This is a genomic window from Cryptosporangium sp. NPDC051539, from assembly GCF_044454545.1.
In the GTDB taxonomy this organism is placed as follows: domain Bacteria; phylum Actinomycetota; class Actinomycetes; order Mycobacteriales; family Cryptosporangiaceae; genus Cryptosporangium.
In genome coordinates this window covers 84,720-103,556 of record NZ_JBITDV010000012.1, presented here as the reverse complement: position 1 = coordinate 103,556, position 18,837 = coordinate 84,720, and the positions used below count along the sequence as shown (strand labels likewise).

Annotated in this window: 17 protein-coding genes; 8 read left to right on the top strand and 9 right to left on the bottom strand. The window is 71.0% G+C overall.

From position 1 onward, the window contains the following. Positions 1–48 precede the first annotated feature (48 nt). Entirely contained in the window at positions 49–660 is a 612-nt protein-coding gene (gene rpsD / locus ACIBZJ_RS32590) for a 30S ribosomal protein S4 (protein WP_395936502.1), read from the top strand. A gap of 56 nt (positions 661–716) precedes the next feature. Here rpsD and ACIBZJ_RS32585 read toward each other — a convergent pair whose 3' ends face one another. The 5 genes from ACIBZJ_RS32585 to ACIBZJ_RS32565 form a co-directional block, all read right to left on the bottom strand. Further along, positions 717–1,193 carry a DUF4870 domain-containing protein gene (locus tag ACIBZJ_RS32585; RefSeq protein WP_395936500.1) on the bottom strand — a complete coding sequence of 159 codons (477 nt, stop codon included), beginning with the start codon at positions 1,191–1,193 and terminating at the stop codon, positions 717–719. Positions 1,194–1,500: 307 nt separating this feature from the next. Then, positions 1,501–2,130 (bottom strand): amino acid-binding protein, encoded by a 630-nt coding sequence (locus ACIBZJ_RS32580; RefSeq protein ID WP_395936498.1) that lies wholly within the window; start codon positions 2,128–2,130, stop codon positions 1,501–1,503. A 96-nt stretch (positions 2,131–2,226) separates the two neighbouring features. Beyond that, positions 2,227–4,326, bottom strand: coding sequence for an MMPL family transporter (locus tag ACIBZJ_RS32575; RefSeq protein ID WP_395936496.1), 2,100 nt, complete (start codon positions 4,324–4,326; stop codon positions 2,227–2,229). A 112-nt stretch (positions 4,327–4,438) separates the two neighbouring features. Further along, the gene (locus ACIBZJ_RS32570; protein WP_395936494.1) at positions 4,439–4,711 is read right to left on the bottom strand and encodes a hypothetical protein; all 273 of its coding nucleotides are present in this window, start codon (positions 4,709–4,711) and stop codon (positions 4,439–4,441) included. Then, positions 4,711–5,043, bottom strand: coding sequence for an ArsR/SmtB family transcription factor (locus ACIBZJ_RS32565; protein WP_395936492.1), 333 nt, complete (start codon positions 5,041–5,043; stop codon positions 4,711–4,713). Before ACIBZJ_RS32565 ends, ACIBZJ_RS32570 begins: the two co-directional genes overlap by 1 nt. A gap of 230 nt (positions 5,044–5,273) precedes the next feature. Here ACIBZJ_RS32565 and ACIBZJ_RS32560 point away from each other — a divergent pair, with 230 nt between their 5' ends. The 4 genes from ACIBZJ_RS32560 to gabT all read left to right on the top strand — a co-directional run bounded on the left by ACIBZJ_RS32560 (position 5,274) and on the right by gabT (position 9,048). Next, positions 5,274–5,663 carry a YidH family protein gene (locus ACIBZJ_RS32560; RefSeq protein ID WP_395936490.1) on the top strand — a complete coding sequence of 130 codons (390 nt, stop codon included), beginning with the start codon at positions 5,274–5,276 and terminating at the stop codon, positions 5,661–5,663. Further along, positions 5,660–5,977 (top strand): DUF202 domain-containing protein, encoded by a 318-nt coding sequence (locus tag ACIBZJ_RS32555; protein WP_395936489.1) that lies wholly within the window; start codon positions 5,660–5,662, stop codon positions 5,975–5,977. Before ACIBZJ_RS32560 ends, ACIBZJ_RS32555 begins: the two co-directional genes overlap by 4 nt. A 204-nt stretch (positions 5,978–6,181) precedes the next feature. After that, positions 6,182–7,426, top strand: a complete 1,245-nt coding sequence (locus ACIBZJ_RS32550) for an esterase-like activity of phytase family protein (protein WP_395936488.1) — start codon at positions 6,182–6,184, stop codon at positions 7,424–7,426. A gap of 206 nt (positions 7,427–7,632) precedes the next feature. Then, positions 7,633–9,048: a 4-aminobutyrate--2-oxoglutarate transaminase gene (gene gabT, locus ACIBZJ_RS32545; protein WP_395936486.1), complete on the top strand. Its 1,416-nt coding sequence runs from the start codon at positions 7,633–7,635 to the stop codon at positions 9,046–9,048. Positions 9,049–9,142: 94 nt separating this feature from the next. On the opposite strand, the gene ACIBZJ_RS32540 is transcribed toward gabT, so the two are convergent. After that, the gene (locus ACIBZJ_RS32540; protein WP_395936484.1) at positions 9,143–9,763 is read right to left on the bottom strand and encodes a TetR/AcrR family transcriptional regulator; all 621 of its coding nucleotides are present in this window, start codon (positions 9,761–9,763) and stop codon (positions 9,143–9,145) included. Between the two features lie 172 nt (positions 9,764–9,935). Between ACIBZJ_RS32540 and ACIBZJ_RS32535 the strand changes: the two genes are divergently transcribed. The 3 genes from ACIBZJ_RS32535 to ACIBZJ_RS32525 all read left to right on the top strand — a co-directional run bounded on the left by ACIBZJ_RS32535 (position 9,936) and on the right by ACIBZJ_RS32525 (position 16,439). Beyond that, a complete protein-coding gene (locus tag ACIBZJ_RS32535) occupies positions 9,936–12,134 on the top strand; it encodes an MMPL family transporter (protein ID WP_395936482.1) in 2,199 nt (732 codons plus the stop codon). Between the two features lie 79 nt (positions 12,135–12,213). Further along, positions 12,214–13,077 carry a DedA family protein gene (locus ACIBZJ_RS32530; RefSeq protein WP_395936480.1) on the top strand — a complete coding sequence of 288 codons (864 nt, stop codon included), beginning with the start codon at positions 12,214–12,216 and terminating at the stop codon, positions 13,075–13,077. An 83-nt stretch (positions 13,078–13,160) separates the two neighbouring features. After that, positions 13,161–16,439 carry a BTAD domain-containing putative transcriptional regulator gene (locus ACIBZJ_RS32525; protein ID WP_395936478.1) on the top strand — a complete coding sequence of 1,093 codons (3,279 nt, stop codon included), beginning with the start codon at positions 13,161–13,163 and terminating at the stop codon, positions 16,437–16,439. Here ACIBZJ_RS32525 and ACIBZJ_RS32520 read toward each other — a convergent pair. Genes ACIBZJ_RS32520 through ACIBZJ_RS32510 form a run of 3 tightly spaced genes read right to left on the bottom strand, consistent with a single transcriptional unit; the run spans position 16,399 to position 18,656 of the window. Continuing rightward, a complete protein-coding gene (locus tag ACIBZJ_RS32520) occupies positions 16,399–17,232 on the bottom strand; it encodes an ABC transporter permease (protein WP_395936476.1) in 834 nt (277 codons plus the stop codon). The two genes, ACIBZJ_RS32525 and ACIBZJ_RS32520, sit on opposite strands and share 41 nt — an antisense overlap. Then, positions 17,229–18,197, bottom strand: a complete 969-nt coding sequence (locus ACIBZJ_RS32515; protein WP_395936474.1) for an ATP-binding cassette domain-containing protein — start codon at positions 18,195–18,197, stop codon at positions 17,229–17,231. The genes ACIBZJ_RS32520 and ACIBZJ_RS32515 overlap by 4 nt, the downstream gene beginning before the upstream one ends. Before the next feature lie 60 nt (positions 18,198–18,257). Beyond that, positions 18,258–18,656 carry a DUF2530 domain-containing protein gene (locus ACIBZJ_RS32510; RefSeq protein WP_395936472.1) on the bottom strand — a complete coding sequence of 133 codons (399 nt, stop codon included), beginning with the start codon at positions 18,654–18,656 and terminating at the stop codon, positions 18,258–18,260. Between the last annotated feature and the right edge of the window lie 181 nt (positions 18,657–18,837).

Here is an 18,837-nt window from a genome sequence, read left to right as displayed (position 1 = left end):
GGCTCACCTTAGTTAGTGCAGCCTAACCGTAATGCAGGAGGGTGATCAATGAACAAGTCCCGGCCGAAGGTCCGTCTGTCCCGAGCGCTGGGGATTCCGCTCACGCCGAAGTGCGTCCAGTACTTCGAGAAGCGCCCTTACCCGCCGGGCGACCACGGTCGGCGTCGTCGTCAGCAGAGCGACTACTCGCTGCGGCTGCGGGAGAAGCAGCGTCTGCGGTTCCAGTACGACGTCGGCGAGAAGCAACTCCGCCGGGTGTTCGACGAGGCGGCCAAGCGTCCCGGCAAGACCGGCGACGTGTTCGTGTCGCTGCTCGAGCGTCGCCTCGACGCGACCGTGCTGCGCGCGGGGTTCGCGAAGACGATCTATCAGGCCCGTCAGTTCGTGACGCACCGGCACATCACGGTCAACGGCCGCCGGGTCGACCGGCCGTCGTACCGGCTCGAAGAGGGCGACGTCGTGGCCGTGCACGAGCGCAGCCGTACGTTGACGCCGTTCGTCGTCGCGGCGACCGGCGCGAATGCCGGCAGCGGCCCCTCGGCCCCGTACCTCGACGTGTCGCTCGGCACGCTGACCGTGCGGGTGCTGCGTGACCCGCTGCGCAGCGAGATCCCGGTCATCTGCAACGAGCAGCTGGTCGTCGAGTTCTACTCGCGCTGAACACACGACAGCGGCCCCCCTCGGGGGCCGCTGTGCGTTCGGGCCGTTCGGGCCGGCTAGTGCAGGACGGGCAGACCGACCGGGTAGCGGTAGCGCTCGCCACCGGCCGCGGCGAACGCGGCCAGCAGCGTGGTGAGGCCCCAGGCCAGCACCAGCGGCACCACGAACAACGCGGCCAGGCCGAACGTGAGGACGCCGAGCAGCAGCATCGGCGCCAGCGCGGCGAGGAACGCCAGCTGGAAGTTCGCCGCCGCGAGCGCCTGTTCGCGGACGTAGGCCGAGCGCTGCCCGGCCATCCGGGCGATCGCCAGCGGACCGGCCGCGCTCGACACCACACCGGAGAGGTGCGCCAGCACCACCCAGGCGCGCTCACTCAGCGTCGGAACAGCGGAACGCTTGGCGACTCGACGCTCCACAGTGACCGGCGGAGTCGTTACACGGACGGGCGCGGGAGCGGGTGCTGACACGACCGGTCGTCGCACCAGGCGCGGCCGCAGTACCGGCGCGTCCAGCGTCGGTGTCAGAACGCTCATCCGAACCCCTCCTCGACATTCCCGGGCCGGCGTCTTCCGGCGTGTGCCCATCGTGCTCGCGGACACTGCCCGAGTGCGTCAGGGATTTCACTGGTTCTGGCCCTGGTCGAATACCCAGCCCCTACCCGGGGACACCCCCGAGGGCTGTGAACTCGTCCATCAGTCTCAACCGCAGACGGTAACGAACGATGTCACCCCGGCGACATTCATTTCATGGCGAAGAACACAGCGCGCACAGCGCCTACCAGGCAACTCTGCGTAGGCGGTCCAACCAGGAGTCGCAAACCCGACCCTTGCGCGGGGTTACCTACCCCGAGACGACGGCCCGGCCGACGATCGCGCCGACGATGTCGGCCAGCACGGTCAGCCGGGTCAGCTCGACGTCGTGGAACGGCGGGGCCTCGACCCGGGCCACCAGCAGCGCCGTGGACGTGCCGTCGAACGGCGTCACGGCCAGGTGCGGGCCGCCGGGAACGCTGAGGATCCGCGGACGCAGCGGCGTCAGCTCCGGCAGCACCATGTCGTCCGGCGCCTGCCAGCTGGCCGTGGTCACCCGGGGTTCGGGGTCCGTTTCGACGAGCGCCGCCCACTCCGCGCTGAACAACGCGGGCGCGGCGTCGACTAGCGTCGCCAGGCCCCGCGACGGGTTCGTCGCCACCTGGGAGAGCACGCCGAGGTCCGGGAACGCGCCCGGCGGCTCGACCGTCTCCCAGATGCCTTCGATCCGGACGCCCGGCGCGGCTTCGAGGCCGGCCGAGACCCGCCCGCGGACGGCCGAGTTGGCCACCGACACCGTGAACTCGTCCAGCGCCCGCCCGGCCACGCTCTCGAGCACGGTGACCTGCAGGATGTCGGCACCGCCCGCACCCAGGGTCCGGGTGACGGCGCCGAGCGCACCGGGACGGTCCGGCAGTGAGACCCGCACCCGAAGCAGCATTCCGACCCCCTACCTGACCAGCGACGTCGCCCAGCCTGCCACGGTCTGGTTACCAACATGTCACGGCCACGGGCGCCGGCCCGTGGCCGTGACCGGTCAGCGACGAACCCGCCACGGCCGGCCGAGCCAGCTCGGCCACCAGATCACCGGCCCGAGGTCCAGCGCCAGCGCGGGTACCAGCAGCGTCCGCACGACCAGCGTGTCGACGAGGACACCGACGGCGACCAGCAGACCCATCGCCAACATCGCGACCAGTGGCATCCCGAGGAACACCGCGAACGTGCCCGCGAGGACCAGCCCGGCGCTGGTGATCACTCCCCCGGTCGTGCGCAGGCCGGCGAGGACGCCCTCACGGTGACCACGGGCCGCGACCTCCTCGCGCACCCGCGTCATCAGGAACACGTTGTAGTCGACGCCCAGCGACACCAGGAACAGGAAGCCGAGCAGCGGCAGCGAGTAGTCGACCGCGTCGACGCCGAACACCCCCTTCAGGATCAGCGCCGTGCCGCCGAGCGCCGCCAGGTACGACAGCACCACGGTGCCGATCAGCAGCAGCGGGGCGACCAGCGAGCGCAGCACCGCGACCAGGATCAGCGTGATCGCCACCAGCGCCAACGGGATCACGACCCACCGGTCCCGGACGGCGGTCTCCCGGGTGTCGTACGCCGACGCGGTACGGCCGCCGACCGCGGCGTCGGCCTGCGGGACGTCGGCCAGAGCGGAGCGGAGCCGTTGCACGGTCCGCTCGGCGGCGGCGCTGTCCGGAGCGTCCGACAAAGTGACCGGTACCAGGACCAGATCGCCGTCGCGGGACCGGATCGGGGCCTGCACCGACGACACGCCGGACGTGGACCGGGCGGCCGCGACCACCCGGTCGGCGGCCGCGGAGGCGGCCACGATTTCGGTCGGCTCGGTCGAACCGGCGGGGAAGTGCTTCGCGACCAGTTCCTGGCCGCGGACCGAGTCCGGCGGCGTCTTGTACTGCTGCGCATCGGTGGCGCCGAGCGTGAGCGAGGTCAGCCCGACCATCATCGCGAGCAGGAACACGACCGCCGAGGTCCAGAGCAGCCGCGGACGCCGTCCGACCGCGGACGCGATCGTGTCCCAGCCGAGCAGCCGGGACTGCTTCGGCTGACTGCCGACCCGGGGCACCAGCGGCCAGAACACCCATCGGCCGAACCCGACGAGCAGAGCCGGGAGCAAGGTCAGGATCACCAGTGCGGCGCTCGCGACCCCGACCGCGCCGACGGCGCCGAGGCTCCTGGTCGAGTTCTGGTCGGCGGCGAGCAGGCACAGCAGCCCGACCACCACCGTGCCGGCCGAGGCGAGCACGGCCGGAACGGTCCGGCGCAGCGCGATCGCCATCGCCGAGTAGCGGTTCTCGTGCCGCCGGAGCTCTTCGCGGTACCGGGCGATCAGCAGCAGCGCGTAGTCGGTACCGGCGCCGAACACCAGCACGGTCAGGATGCCGCCGCTCTGGCCGTTCACCGGCAGGTCGGCGTGTTTGGCCAGCACGTACACGACCGCGGTCGCGAGCTGGCTGCCGAACCCGACCGCGATCAGCGGAAGCAGCCACAGCACCGGGCTGCGGTACGTGAGCAACAGCAGGACCGTGACCACGCCGACGGTCGCGAACAGCAGCGTCGAATCCAGGTCGCTGAAGACCGAGACCTGGTCGTACAGGTTGCCCGCGGCGCCCGCGAGGTGCGCGTCCACGCCCGGCGGCGCGGCCTTTCCGGCCTGTTCGCGCAGGCGTTCCACCGCGCCGAGCGGGTCGTGGTCGCTGCTGACCGGGACGACGTACATCAGCGCGGCGCCGTCGTCGGACGCGATCGGGCCGTCGATACCGCCGCTGCCGAGCTTTTCCAGCGGGGTTCGGTCGGCGGTGAGTGTCTCCCGGTCGGAGGCGGTCAGGCCGCCGTCGCGGGCGAAGACGATCACGGCGGGGAGCAGATCGCTCTGGCCGAAGCGCTGGAGCGACTCGGCGACGCGGGTGGACTGCGCTTCCCGGGGAAGGAACGCGGTCGGGCCGTTGTCTTCGACGTCGGACACCTTGCCCGCGAACGGGCCGACGCCGGCCATCACGACCACCCAGAACAGGACGAGCCCCCACGCGCCCCAGCGGGCGCGGGATCGTCGGGGCTTCTTCTGCTCTTCTTCGGCCGGTGGACGGGCATACTTCGTCGGGGAGTTCATGGCTCTCCTTCAGTGGAATGGGAGTTCCGCTGTGCTGTGGGTCGTCGGGTGGCAGCCCGGCGGCCCACTTCTGTTTCGCGTTCCGGCGCGGTGGCAGCCGCGTCGCTACGGCTCAGCCGACTTCGCGGAGCAGTTTCTCGATCGCCGTGAGGCGGGCGCGGACGTCGGCGGTCGCCTCGGCGAGTTCGCGTTGGGCCGCCGCGAGATCGGTGATCGCGGCCCGGAACTCGGCCAGTGATTCGGCGTTGTCCTTCTGCACCTCGACCGCGATCTCCTTCCGGATGCCGTGGACCACGGCGACCCGGCCGGTCGCGAAGATCTGCCAGGTGAGCACCGCGGCGAAGAAGATCGCCGCACACGAGACCGCGGCAGTTTGCCAATCCATCAGCGAGCTCCTTCATCGGGACCGCTGAGCGATCGGGCGGCAACCGCGATCTGCTGCGGGGTCAGCCGAAGCGCGAACGGCGTCACCTCGATGTACCTCATCGCTTTCCCGTCCTCCGAGACCTCGTGATGTCCGGACACCAACCCCGCGGCTTCCAGCCGCTGCAGGTGCATGTGCAGTAGCGGCCTGCTCATGCCCATCTCGCGAGCCAGCCGGCTGACGTAGTTCCGCCCGGCAGCGAGTGCGGCCACGATGCGGAGCCGATGCGGATTCGCCAGCGCGCTCAGCATCAGCAACAGCTCGTCGCCGGTAGGGTCGGCAATCTCTTCCATATGTCAGAGAATGCTGACAGGTGTCGGCGCAGGCTGTCAACTGACAGATTCCGGGGACGAAAAAAGAGAAGGCCACCGCGTGCCCTTGCGGGCGGATTCACCGGCACCGAAGTACCGGCAGAACGGGTGGCCCTCCCCAGCACCATGTTCCCGCACTTTCCCGGCCGCCAAACACCGGACGTTCGACCGAGTGCGAAGATGGAGCCGCTCGCAGCGCGAGGAGGACGGCCATGGCGGATGACCTGCAGATCCGCCGGCCGGATGACACCAGACCTACCGGGCCGGGGGATGAACTCGACTACCGGTTCTCGCTCGCGAACGAACGGACGTTCCTGGCCTGGATCCGGACCGCGCTGGCCCTGCTCGGTGGCGGGCTGGCGGTCGATCAGCTGCTTCCCGACCTCGGCCGGCCGGTACTGCGGACGTCGATCGCGGCCGTGCTGCTGGTGTTGGGGGCGGCGACCGCGGTGCACGCGGCGTACCGGTGGGCGCGGGTCGAGAAGGAGATGCACTCCGGACGCGATCTGCCCGGTTCGCGGTTCCCGCAGGCACTCGCAGTGCTGCTCGCCGTGGGTGCGGTCGTCCTGCTGACGGTGGTGCTGGTCGGCGGCGATCGGTGAGTTCGCGGCGTCGCCGGGGGCCGGGGCTGGCCGCCGAGCGGACCGCGCTGTCCTGGGTCCGGACGCTGACCGGGCTGGTCGGGGTGTGCCTGCTCGTGTCCCGGGGGGTGCTGATCCACTGGCCGTTGCGGTGGGCGGTCGTCACGGTGGCCGTGGTCGGGGTGCACGTGGTGGTGGCGTGCTACTTCGGCGAGCGGCGCTGGCTCGCGCTGCGGGGACCGAAACCGGGGCGGCCGCGCCCGGTGCTCATCGTCGGCGTGATGACCGGGTCATTGATCACCGCCGCTCTCGGTGGAGCGATCCTGCTGCGCTGAACGGCCCTCGCGGTGGCCTCGCGGTGGCCCTCGCGCGACCGCAGCCGTGGGCCGCGCGAGGCCTCTCGATAGTGCCAGGAGCGGGCCACCGGTACTTCTGCGGTTAATGCGAACTTAGAGATCCCGCACCATTCATCCTGTGTTCGGCCGAAACCGATTAGATCGGGCTTCGGATCCACTTCCGAACCATCCTGGAGGTCCTCGGTGCGCATCCGTCTCGTCGTTCCTGCTGCCGCGATGCTCGTCGCGGTCGCGCTGACGGCGACCCCAGCCGCCGCCCGCTCCCCGAAGCCGGTACGAGACGTCACGCTGATCGGGCGCGCGGGCATCCCCGCGACCGACTACCAGCCCGGCCCGGTCTCCGGCACCGCGCTCGCCCCCGCCACGGTCAACGGCGTCACCCCGCCGTTCGACGGCCAGCCGATCCCCGGCTTCTCCGCCGCGGTCACCGGGAACCGCCAGGGCCAGTTGCTCGCGATGCCCGACAACGGGTTCGGCGCGAAGACCAACTCTGCCGACTTCCTGCTGCGCGCGTACTACGTCCGCCCGCACTACCGGACCGGCCCGTCGAAGTCGTCCGAGCTCGCGCCGGTCTCGATCGACGGGTTCCTCAGCTTCCGCGACCCCGACCACAAGATCCCGTTCCCCATCGTCAACGAGTCGACGAAGAGCCGTCTGCTGACCGGCGCCGACTTCGACATCGAGTCGCTGCAGCGGGACGCCAACGGCAACCTGTGGATCGGCGACGAGTTCGGCCCGTTCCTGGTCGAGGTCGACAAGACCGGCAAGGTGCTGCAGGCCCCGGTGCCGCTGGCCGACGGCACGAAGTCGCCGCAGTCGCCCGACCTCGGGGCCGGCGAAGCGCCGAGCGTCAACGCGTCGTCCGGCTTCGAGGCGATGGCGATCTCCACCGACGGGCGCATGCTCTACCCGATCCTGGAGGGCGCGAAAGTCGCCGAGACCGACAAGAGCAGGCGCACCGTGTACGAGTTCGACATCCGGAAGAACAAGTACACCGGGAAGACCTGGACGATCTCGGTCGACGATCCGGCGCTCAGCGTCGCCGACGCCCAGATCCTGGACGGAAAGCGCCTCGCCTGGCTCGAGCGGGACAACTTCGAGGGCGCCGAGGCGAAGGTCAAGCAGATCAAGATCGCCGACCTCTCCACGGCGTCGGCCACCGGCGACGTGACGTCGACCACGATCGCCGACCTCCTCCGGATCGCCGACCCGCGCGCGATCACGTCCCCGGCACGGACGGGTGAGTTCGGGGTCGGGCCGACGTACTCGTTCCCGCTGCAGTCGGTGGAGACGATCCTGCCGCTGGGCGGCGACCGGGTGTTCGTCACCAACGACAACAACTTTCCCGGCAACGACGGCCGGATCACCGGCCGCGCCGACGACATCGAGCTGATCGAGATCGTCGTCCCCGGCCTGCGCAAGCACTGACCGTTGCGGCAGGTGGCGGTATCGGCGCTCGCCCGTTACCGCCATCTGGTGCACGCCCCTTCCGAGGACGGGCGGGCTGCGGCACGATGGGAACGGCCACCTCACGGTACGCACACCACTCGATCCGTCGCCACCTGCGTGCAATACTGCGGATTCGCAAGTCGTGGCCCGCATTAACCACGCGAACAGCGCCTCTTGGAGGACCGATGACCTCGACCGTCACCCCAGCGGGCGCCAGCGCTGTCCCGCAGGAGCGCAGGCTCGTCACCGCGATCCCCGGCCCGCGCTCGCAGGAACTGCTCGCGAGGAGGAACGCCGCGGTCGCGCAGGGTGTCAGCATCACGCTGCCGGTGTTCGTCGCGGCGGCCGGCGGCGGCATCGTCGTGGACGTCGACGGCAACCACCTCATCGATCTCGGCGCCGGCATCGCGGTCACCAACGTCGGCAACGCCAACCCGGCGGTCGCGTCCGCGGTGGCGGCCCAGGCCGCCGCGTTCACCCACACCTGCTTCATGGTGACGCCGTACGAGGGTTACGTCGCGGTTTGCGAGGCGCTCAACCGCCTGATGCCCGGCGACTTCGAGAAGCGCTCGGCGCTGTTCAACTCCGGCGCCGAGGCGGTGGAGAACGCGGTGAAGATCGCCCGCGCCCACACCAAGCGTCAGGCCGTCGTCGTGTTCGACCACGGTTACCACGGCCGGACGAACCTGACGATGGCGCTGACCGCGAAGAACATGCCGTACAAGCACTCGTTCGGGCCGTTCGCCCCCGAGGTGTACCGGCTGCCGATGTCGTATCCGTACCGGGACGCGGCCGAAGGTCTCGACCCGTCCGGCCCGGCCGCGGCCGCCCGCGCGTTGAGCGTCCTCGACAAGCAGGTCGGAGCGCAGAACGTCGCCGCGCTGGTGATCGAGCCGATCCAGGGTGAGGGTGGGTTCATCGAACCCGCACCGGGGTTCCTGGGTGCGCTGGCCGAGTACTGCACGGCGAACGGCATCGTGTTCGTCGCGGACGAGATCCAGACCGGCTTCGGACGCACCGGGAACCTGTTCGCGTGCGAGTCCGAGGGGATCGTTCCCGACCTGGTCACGACCGCGAAGGGCATCGCGGGCGGAATGCCGCTGGCCGGTGTCACCGGCCGGGCCGAGATCATGGACGCCGCCCACGCCGGTGGCCTCGGTGGCACCTACGGCGGTAACCCGGTCGCGTGCGCGGCCGCACTCGCCGCCATCGAGACGATCGAGACCGGCGACCTGCCCGGGAAGGCGCGCCGGATCGACGAACTCGTGCGGCCGACCCTGGACGCGATCGCCGAGCGCCACGACTGGGTCGGAAACGTGCGCGGACGCGGGGCGATGCTCGCGGTCGAGCTCGTCGAGCCGGGGACGACGACCCCGGCGCCGCAGCTGGCCGGTGCGGTCAACAAGGCCTGCCACCAGCGGGGGCTCGTCACGCTGAGCTGCGGCACCTACGGCAACGTACTCCGTTTCCTGCCGCCGCTGGTGATCGGCGAAGACCTCCTCCGCGAGGCCTTCGCCCTGGTGTCCGACGCCTTCGACGAGGTCGCCAAGACCCTCCCCGCCGCCGAAGCCGCCCCGAAGCCCCAGCCGGACGTGGACTGACGCGCGACCGCGACCACGCGTCGTTCTGACGTGGAGCCCGCCCAGGGCGGCGCCGGCAGTCGAGCGCGCCGACGCCGTGACCTCGGGCTTGCTGTCACAAGGAGGCGCGCTCTCCTGTCAGCGCCGCCCTCGGCGGGCCGCCCTCCGAGTCCGAGGAGAGGACGGCTAGGACGGCGGCGCAGATGACGTTCTGGTCTTCGGGAGACAGCCGGCGGAGGCCGGCGGGCGGGTCGTGCTCGTCGTGGCCGATCAGGCCGGACATCAGCGCGCCCATCGCGCACCGGCCGCGCAGCAGCGCGGCCGGGTCGTCGGATCCGGCCAGCACCCGCAGTAGCGACGCGATCCGGTTCGCCATGCCGAGCTGCTCGAACATCGCGTGCTTGACCGACGGGTCGCTCAGCATCGCGGTGATGAACTCGCCGCGGTCGTTCATCTGCACGATCAGCCGCTTGATGAGCTCGGCCCGAGACCACTGCCCGGCCGCGGTCGCCGTGATGATCCGGTCCATGTCGTCGAGGAACGGCCTGATCAGCGCCGCGAGCACCTCTTCCTTCGACGGGAAGTGGTAGTACAGCGCGGCCTTCGTCATCCCGACCCGTACCGCCAGGTCCCGAATGGACGTACCGGCGAATCCGCGCTGCTCGAACAGCTCCGTCGCGGCGTCGAGGATCCGCTGCCGGGTGCCCTCGGCCGTACTTCCAGCCGTACGCGCCACGTTGCGCTCCTCTCCACTGCCTGCCCCGGGCTCCAAGAGTACGAACTTCCTGTCCCCACGGACAGGTCTGTGAAATCCACGTGACGGCGACCACCCCGCGGTTGACACCGCTTCCTAAGCTACCCCTAGTATTTAACCGACCGATCGATTAATTAGCAGCGGGGTGAGACTCATGGCCGGACTGGCCAGGTGGTGTTACCGCCATCGAATCGTCGTGGTGGTCCTCTGGGTCGTGGCCTTGCTAGGCCTCGGCGCCGCGGGAACGGCAGCCGGGAACGGTTACAACGATAGCTTCGCTTTACCAGGTACTGAATCGACCAAGGCGCTGGACCTGCTCCAGAAGGCCTTCCCGGACGTCGCCGGCGAGTCCGACACGATCGTCTGGCACACCGACAGCGGCTCGGTCAAGGACGCCGACGTCACCGACCGCATCAACGGCATGCTCGCCCAGGTGTCCGGCGCCTCGTCCGTGGCGTCCGTGACCAGCCCGTACACGCCTGAGGGCGCGACGCAGATCAGCCAGGACGGCAAGACCGCGTACGCGACCGTGACGTTCAAGGGCCAGCTCGACGATCTCAACCTCGACGACGTCGACCACGTGATCACGCTGGCCGAGAAGGCCCGTACCGACGGGCTCGACGTCGAGCTCGGCGGCAACGCGATCCAGCAGGTCAACCAGGCTCCGCCGGGCAGTTCCGAGGCGTACGGCATCGCGGCGGCCGCCGTCATCCTGGTGATCGCGTTCGGGTCGCTGCTCGCGATGGTGATCCCGCTGATCACGGCCGTGCTCGCGCTGGCGGTCGGTACCTCGTCGATCATCCTGCTCAGCCACGTGATGACGATCGGCACGATCGCACCGACCGTGGCCGCGCTGATCGGCCTGGGCGTCGGCATCGACTACGCGTTGTTCGTCGTCACCAGGCATCGCAACGGGCTGATGGCCGGGTTGTCGGTCGAGGAATCCGCGGTCCGGGCACTGAACACGTCCGGCCGCGCGGTGGTGTTCGCCGGCATCACGGTCTGCATCGCACTGCTCGGCATGCTGGTGCTGAACCTGTCGTTCCTCACCGGCATCGGCGTCGCGGCGTCCCTGGTCGTACTGTTCTCGGTCGCGAGCGCGGTGACGCTGCTACCGGCACTACTCGGGTTCTTCGGGATGCGTGTGCTCTCCCGCCGCGAGCGCAGGCGCCTGGCCGCCGAGGGCCCGTACGACGCCCACACCCGCGGCTTCTGGGCGCGCTGGGCCCGGATCGTCGAGCGGCGTCCGCGGATGCTGGCCGGTATCGCGGTGCTGCTGATCGCGGTGCTCTCGGTCCCGACGCTCTCGCTCCGGCTCGGCTCGTCCGACCAGGGCAACGACCCGGCCGACTCGACCACCCGCAAGGCCTACGACCTGCTCGCCGACGGGTTCGGGCCGGGCAGCAACGGCCCGCTGCAGCTGGTCGCCGAACTGAAGTCGCCGGGTGACACGGCGGCGCTGAACGAACTGGTCGAGCGGGTCCGCAAAGAGGACGGCGTGGCCGCGGTCGTCGCGCTCCCGACCCAGCCCGGCGCCGACGTCGGCATCGTCCAGGTGATTCCGACCACGTCGCCGCAGTCGGAAGAGACCAGCAACCTGATCACCCACCTCCGCGAGGACGTGGTGCCCGACATCGAAGAGGGCAACACGATCCAGGTCTACGTGGGTGGCTCGACGGCCATCTTCGACGACTTCGCCGACGTGCTCACCGGCAAACTGCCGCTGTTCCTCGGCGTGATCATCGCGCTGGGCTTCCTGCTCCTGATGGTCGCGTTCCGCAGCCTGCTGGTGCCGCTGACCGCAGCCGTGATGAACGTGCTGGCGGCGGCCGCGTCGTTCGGCGTCATCGTCGCGGTGTTCCAGTGGGGCTGGGGCGCGGACGCGCTGAACATCGGCGCGGCCGGCCCGGTGGAGGCGTTCCTGCCGGTGATGATGCTGGCGATCCTGTTCGGCCTGTCGATGGACTACCAGGTGTTCCTGGTCAGCCGGATGCACGAGGAGTGGGTCCACACCGGAGACAACCGCCGGGCGGTGACCATCGGGCAGGCCAGCACCGGGCGGGTGATCACGGCCGCCGCGACGATCATGATCTTCGTCTTCGGCGCGTTCATCTTCGAGGGTCAGCGCGTGATCGCCGAGTTCGGCATCGGGTTGTCGAGCGCCGTCTTCATCGACGCGTTCATCCTCCGGACGCTGCTCGTACCAGCGCTGATGCACTGGTTCGGCAAGAGCAACTGGTGGATTCCGAAGTGGCTGGACCGTCGTCTGCCGCACCTCACGGTGGAGCCCGCCGAGGAGCCGGTCACTCCGCCGCGCCCGGAGGAGCAGCGCGAACCCGTCCCAGTCGGTTGAACAACGGATAAACGCCTTGCCGAAGGGCACCTGCCGCCGGACGCTGGTAACGGCGTCCGGCGGTGCGAAGGAGGACTGAATGGACACGGTCGTCTCTCTGGTGACCGACCTTCGCGCCCCGGTTCTCTACGCCCTGATCATTGCGGTCGTGTTCGCCGAGACCGCGGTGCTGCTCGGAATGTTCCTGCCCGGCGAGACCGCGGCGATCGTCTCCGGCGTGCTCGCCGCACAACACCAGGTGTCGCTGGCGTGGGTGATTCCGCTGGTGGCGGTCTCGGCCTGGCTCGGGGACTCGACCGGTTACCTGCTCGGGCGGCGATTCGGTCCGTCGCTGCTCGAGGGCCGGTTCCTGCGCCGTCGCCGGGCTCAGGTCGACCGCGCCGGCGCTACGCTCCGGCGGCACGGGTGGCTCGTGGTGGTCGCCAGCCGGTTCCTGCCCTTCTTGCGGACGGTGACCCCGGGGGCGGCCGGGGTGTCGCTGATGCCGTACCCGGCGTTTCTCGGGGCGAGCTTCGCGGGGTGCCTGTTGTGGGGCATCGGCTGCCCGGTGCTGGGGTTCGTCGCGGCCGACCAGTACCACCGGGTCGAGGAGGTCATGGGCAACACCGGCATCCTCGTGCTCGCGGTGCTGCTGGTGGTGTGGTGGGTGGTACGCGCCCGGCGCCGCCGCGCGGCCCAATCCGGTGCGGCCCCGTCGGGTGCGGCCCCGTCCGGTGCCGTGTCGGGCGCGGCCGAGGTCGGCGGGGCTGAGTCCGGCGCGGCTGGGTCCAGCGCGGCTGGGTCCGGCGCGACCGAAGTCGGCGCGGCTGGGTCCGGCGCGGACGAGTCCGGCGCGGCCGAGGAGGAGCGGGCGGGTACGGTCGGGCCGGTGAGTCCGGCGGGCTCGGTCGGTTCGGTGAACATCGTCCGTCCGCGGCGGCGGACCGACCCCCGCCGTCCCTGATCACACTGCGCGCCGAGCGAACTCCGTCGCGTCCGACGTGATGGTGGGCGGAGAATGGTCGGGACGGCGGAGGTGTTTACACGGTGCGAATCGGGCTGCTCGGCGCAGTCGAGGTCTCGGATGGCGACGTCCGCGTCCCGGTCGGTGGCCAGCGGCTGCGTGCTGTCCTCGCCCGCCTCGCCCTGGACGCCGGACGCCTGGTCACGGTCGGCGCGCTCGTCGACGCGGTCTGGGGCGACGACCCGCCCTCCGGAGCCGTCAACGCCCTGCAGTCCCTGGTCAGCCGCCTGCGCCGGACGCTGCCCGAAGGCCTGATCGAGTCGCTCCCGGCCGGGTACCGGGTCACGCTCGCCCCCGACGCCGTCGACGCGCTGCAATTCGAACGGCTCGCCACCGCCGGGCGCCGGTCGCTGGAGGGCGGCGACGCGGTCGGCGCCGCCGCGACCCTGCGTGAGGCGCTCGCACTCTGGCGCGGCCCGGCGCTGGCCGACGTCGGTGACGCCCCGTTCCGCGAGGCGGCCGCGACCCGGCTGGAGAGCGCCCGGCTGGGAGCGCTGGAAGACCGGATCCACGCCGACCTCGCGCTCGGCCACCCCGCCGACGTCGTCCGGGAGCTCGAGGAGCTCACCGCCGAGCACCGCCTGCGCGAGCGTCCGCACGCTCAGCTGATGCTGGCACTCAACGGATTGTCACGGCAGGCCGAGGCGCTGGCCGTCTACGACCGGATCCGGCGGCGGCTCGCCGACGAGCTCGGCATGGACCCGGGTCCGGTGCTGGCCGGTGCCCACGCCACCGTGCTCGGCAGCCCCACCCCGGCCGCCCCTCCGAACGGTCGCACACCCCAGAAGCCATCCCCCAAGGCCGCCCCGGCCCCGGCGCCGGTCATGCGCAACAACCTGCGTCCGCAGCTCACCAGCTTCGTCGGCCGCCGCAACGAGCTCGCCGAAGTCGCCGACCTGCTCTCGGCCGAACGGCTGGTGACGCTGATCGGCCCCGGTGGCGCCGGCAAGACCCGGCTCGCCGAGGAGTCAGGGGCCCGGCTCGCCGACCGCAGCCCCGGCGGCGTCTGGATGGTGGGCCTCGCCCCGGTCGGCGACGGCGGTGAGGTCCCGCAGACGATCCTGAACACGCTCGGCCGCCGTCAGGCCAGCATGCTGGACCGCGTCGACTCGCCGCCGCCGCAGGACGTGATGATCCTCGTGACGAAGTCGCTGAGCGCCGGTCCGACGCTGCTGGTCCTCGACAACTGCGAGCACCTGATCTCCGCCGTCGCCGAGCTGGCCCACTCGCTCCTGCTCGACTGCCCGGAACTGCGGATCCTGGCCACCAGCCGGGAGCCGCTCGGCGTCCCCGGTGAACACCTGCATCCGGTGCCGAGCCTCGCGCTCCCGCCCGACGGCAAGGTGACGCCGGCCCAGGCCGCGCGTTACCCGGCCGTGCAGCTCCTGGTGGACCGCGCGGCCGCGGTGCGTCCCGGGTTCGCGCTGGATCCGAAGAACGTCGACGCGGTGGTCGAGATCTGCCGCCGCCTCGACGGGATGCCGCTCGCGCTCGAGCTGGCCGCCGCCCGGCTCCGATCGCTCACCCCGGAGCAGCTCGCCGCCCGCCTCAGTGACCGGTTCCGGCTGCTCACCGGCGGTAGCCGCACCGCGCTCCCCCGCCACCAGACGCTGCGCGGGGTCGTCGCCTGGAGCTGGGACCTGCTCAACGTGCGCGAGCAGGCGCTCTGGCGGCGCCTGTCGATCTTCCCGGCCGGCGCGTCGCTGGAGGCGGCCGAGCAGGTGTGCGCCGACAACGCCGTGCTCCCGGCCGGTGACGTGCTCGACACGCTCGCGTCGCTGGTCGACAAGTCGCTCGTCGAGGTGACCGACGGCGAGACGCCACCGCGCTACCGCATGCTCGAGACCGTCCGCGCGTACGGCACCGAACGCCTCGAAGACGCCGGTGAGCTCGACGCCGTCCGCGACACGCTGCTGACCTACTACGAGGCGTTCGTGCAGGAGGCCGAGCCCAAGCTCCGCACGGTCGAGCAGGCGGAGTGGACCGCCCGGCTGACGGTCGAGTACGAGAACATCTCCGCCGCCCTGCGCTGGGCGGTCGACCAGGGACGCGCGGCTCCCGCGATCCACATCGTCGCCGGGCTCACCTGGTACCTGGCGCTACGGGGCGCCCATCACGAGGTGTCCCGCTGGACCAAGGCCGTGCTGCCGCTGGCGGGCGACGTCGACCCGGTCGACCGGGCGGTCATCATCGCGTTCGCCGGGTTGGCCGACATCGGCATGGGCGAGGACTACGAGGCCGCGCAGGCCCGGGCCAAGCGCATCGCGGCCGAGATCGCGCCGTTCGCCCGCGAGCCGAACGCGCACCCGGTGCTGGTGCTGGCCGACACCATCCTGGCGTTCCTGTCCGACGAGAACGAGCGGGTGCTCCCGTCACTGCTCCGGGCCCGGGGCAGCGACGATCCGTGGATCCGGGCGCTCTCGCTGTTCCTCGAGGCCCAGCTGCGGGAGAACAACGGCGATCTGCTGGCCGTCGAACCGCTGCTCGATCAGGCCCGGAGCGAGTTCACCGCGATCGGCGACCGCTGGGGCCGCGGCGCCGCGCTGGGCGCGCTCGCCAGCATCAAGGCGCTGCGCGGCGACCACGCCGGTGCGATCGACGCGCTGGAGGAGGCCGACCAGCTGCTCACCGAGCTGCAGGGGCTCGACGACCGCCCGCGGGTGCTGCTCTGGCTCGCGCTGGAGTGGGCCCGGGTCGGCGACCGGGAACGGGCGTTCAACTACATCGAACAGGCCGGGCAGACGTTCGAGGCCCTCGGCGAGGACGCGAACGTGCGGGGATTCCTCAGCGCGATCGAGGGATCGGTATTCCGGCTGTTCGGCGAGGTCGAGAAGGCGGCCGAGATACTGACCGCCGAGCTCGCGTACTACCGGCTCAACCCGTACGGGCCGCCGCAGATCAAGTCGCTGCTGCTCGCCGACTACTGCTACGTCCTGCTGGACGTCGGGAAGGTCGCCTCGGCGGCCGAGCACGCCCACGAGGCACTGGACGTCGCCGACGAGGCCCGCGACTCGCCGATTCTCGGCGGCGCGGTCGACGCGACGGCCGCGGTGGTGCTCGCGCTCGGCGACCCGGACGGCGCCGCCCTGCTGATCGGTGCCGCCGCCGCGATCCGTGGGCTGCCCGACCTGGGCAGCCCGGACGTGAAGCGGACCCGGTCGGGCATCTGCGAGGCGATCGGCGAGGCGCAGTTCGAGCGGCGCTACCGCGAGGGTGAGCAGATCCCCCGGGACGAGATCCCGAAGGCCGCTCACCGGCGGCTCACGTCCGCCGTCGATACACCGCCAGCGACAGCGGGATGAACACGACGCACAGCACCGCGATCGAGATCAGCGCTTTGATCGCCGGTGCGGCGATCGCGCCCTGACCCAGCAGCAGGCCGCGGGTGGCCTCGACCACGAACGTCACCGGGTTGATCTTCACCCAGGCCTGCAGCCAGCCCGGCAGCGTCGACGTCTCGACGAGCAGGTTGCTGCCGAACGTCAGCGGGAACATCAGCGACGCGCCGACGCCCTGCACGGTCCGCGGGTTCTTGAGCAGGAGCCCGAGCAGCGCGATCGGCCACGACAGGCCGAACGCGAACAACAGGACCAGCCCGCACGCGGCCAGCGTCGAGAGCAGGTCGTTCTGGATCCGGAAGCCGATCAGTGCCCCGAAACCGAGCACGATCGCCACCGACACGACGTACCGGAACAGGTCTCCGAGGACCGCGCCGAGCAGCGGCGCCGAACGCGCGATCGGCATCGCCCGGAACCGGTCGAAGACGCCGGTCCGCAGGTCGGTCGAGAGGCCCGTACCGATACCCAGGCTGGCGAAAGCGATCGTCTGGACCAGGATGCCCGGCAGCACGAACTGCAGGTAGACGTGCTGGTCACCGGCGATCGCGCCGCCGAACAGGTAGACGAAGAGCACGACGAAGACGATCGGCTGCAGCGTCAGGTCGAGCAGTTGCTCCGGCGAGTGCTTGATCTTGAGCAGGCTGCGCCAGGCCAGCGTGAAGCCCTGGCTGATCGTCCGGATCGGCCCGATCCGGACCGGGGGCCGATGCCCGCTCCGGTGTGCGGCCGGTCGGACCGGCGCGGTCAGCGTGGTCATGCGACCTTCTCCCCTCCGGCGTTCTCCTCGTCGGCGGGATGGCCGGTCAGCGTCAGGAAGACCTCGTCGAGACTGGCCCGGCGCAGGCCGAGTTCACCGGCCAGGATCCCGGCGTCGTCGAGCCGGCGGACGACGTCGGCGAGCATGGCCGGCTCGGCGACCGGCGCGGTGACCAGCGTGCGGGCCACGTTGCGGGCCGGCTCGACCCGGGTGACCGCGGCGACGATCGCCGCGACCTCCTCCAGCCGTTCCGGGTCCATCGGACGCACCTCGATCGTCTGTTCCCCGACCTGTGACTTGAGCTCGTCGGGCGTTCCGGTGGCGATGAGACGGCCGCGGTCGATCACCGCGATCGAGTCGGCCAGCTGGTCGGCCTCGTCCAGGTACTGGGTGGTGAGCAGCACGGTGACCCCGTCGGCGACCAGCCCACGGATCGTGTCCCAGACCTCGCCGCGGCTGCGCGGGTCGAGGCCGGTGGTCGGCTCGTCGAGGTAGAGCACGTCCGGGTCGCCGACCAGGCCGGCCGCGAGGTCGAGCCGCCGCCGCATGCCGCCGGAGTACGTCGTCACCGACCGGCCGCCCGCGTCGGCCAGCCCGAACCGGCTCAGCAGCCCGGCCGCCGTCGCCTTGGAGTCCCGGCGCGAGTGACCGAGCAGGCGGGCCAGCATGACCAGGTTCTCGGTGCCGCTGAGGTCCTCGTCCACCGAGGCGTACTGGCCGGTGAGCGCGATCCGCGATCGGACCGCCGCGGCCTGGTGGACGACGTCGTAGCCGCAGACGCGGGCCGAACCCGCGTCGGGCTGGAGGAGCGTGGCCAGGACGCGAACCGCGGTGGTCTTGCCGGCCCCGTTGGGGCCGAGCAGGCCGAGGATCGTTCCGGTCGGAACGGTGAGTTCCACACCGTCGAGTGCGGTGGTCGCCCCGAACCGCTTGACGAGGCCTTCGACCTCGATCGCGTATGACATGACTCCACTGTCGGCGGCGGTGCTGTCAGGCTCCGCACATCTCGCTGACAGGCGGCGGGCTCAGGTCCCGGCGGGTTCTTCCCGGGCCGGTTCTTCGCGGGCCGGGGACGCCACGGGATCGGCCGGTGGGACCGGATCCGCCGGATGGGTGGAGTTGGCGGCGTCGGCCGGGCGGGCAGGGTCGGCCGGGCGGGAGGCGGGTTGTTCGGCGCGGGCCTCGGCGGCTCGGAGGATCCGCGACCGGCGGTGCCGGACGAGCCACGTGCCGAGCAGACCGAGCAGGAACCCGGCGACGCAGGTCCAGATCCACCAGGTGTCGTCGTGCCGCTCGAGCCAGCCGCGGGCGACGGTGGCGAGGACCAGCGCGGCGACTCCCCAGAGCGCGGTACCGATCGTGACGGCGCTGACCGCATCGACATCCAAGGGCCGCGGCGTCGGACGTGACGGACGGCGAGCCATACCGCGAGCGTAACGCGTAGAAATTGCCCACCCACAAGCGGACGGACGACGAGACCCCGCAGCCGCGAACGTAACGCGTAGAAACTGCCCACCCACAAGCGGACGGACGACGAGACCCCGCAGCCGCGAACGTAACGCGTAGAAACTGCCCACCCACAAGCGGACGGACGACGAGACCCCG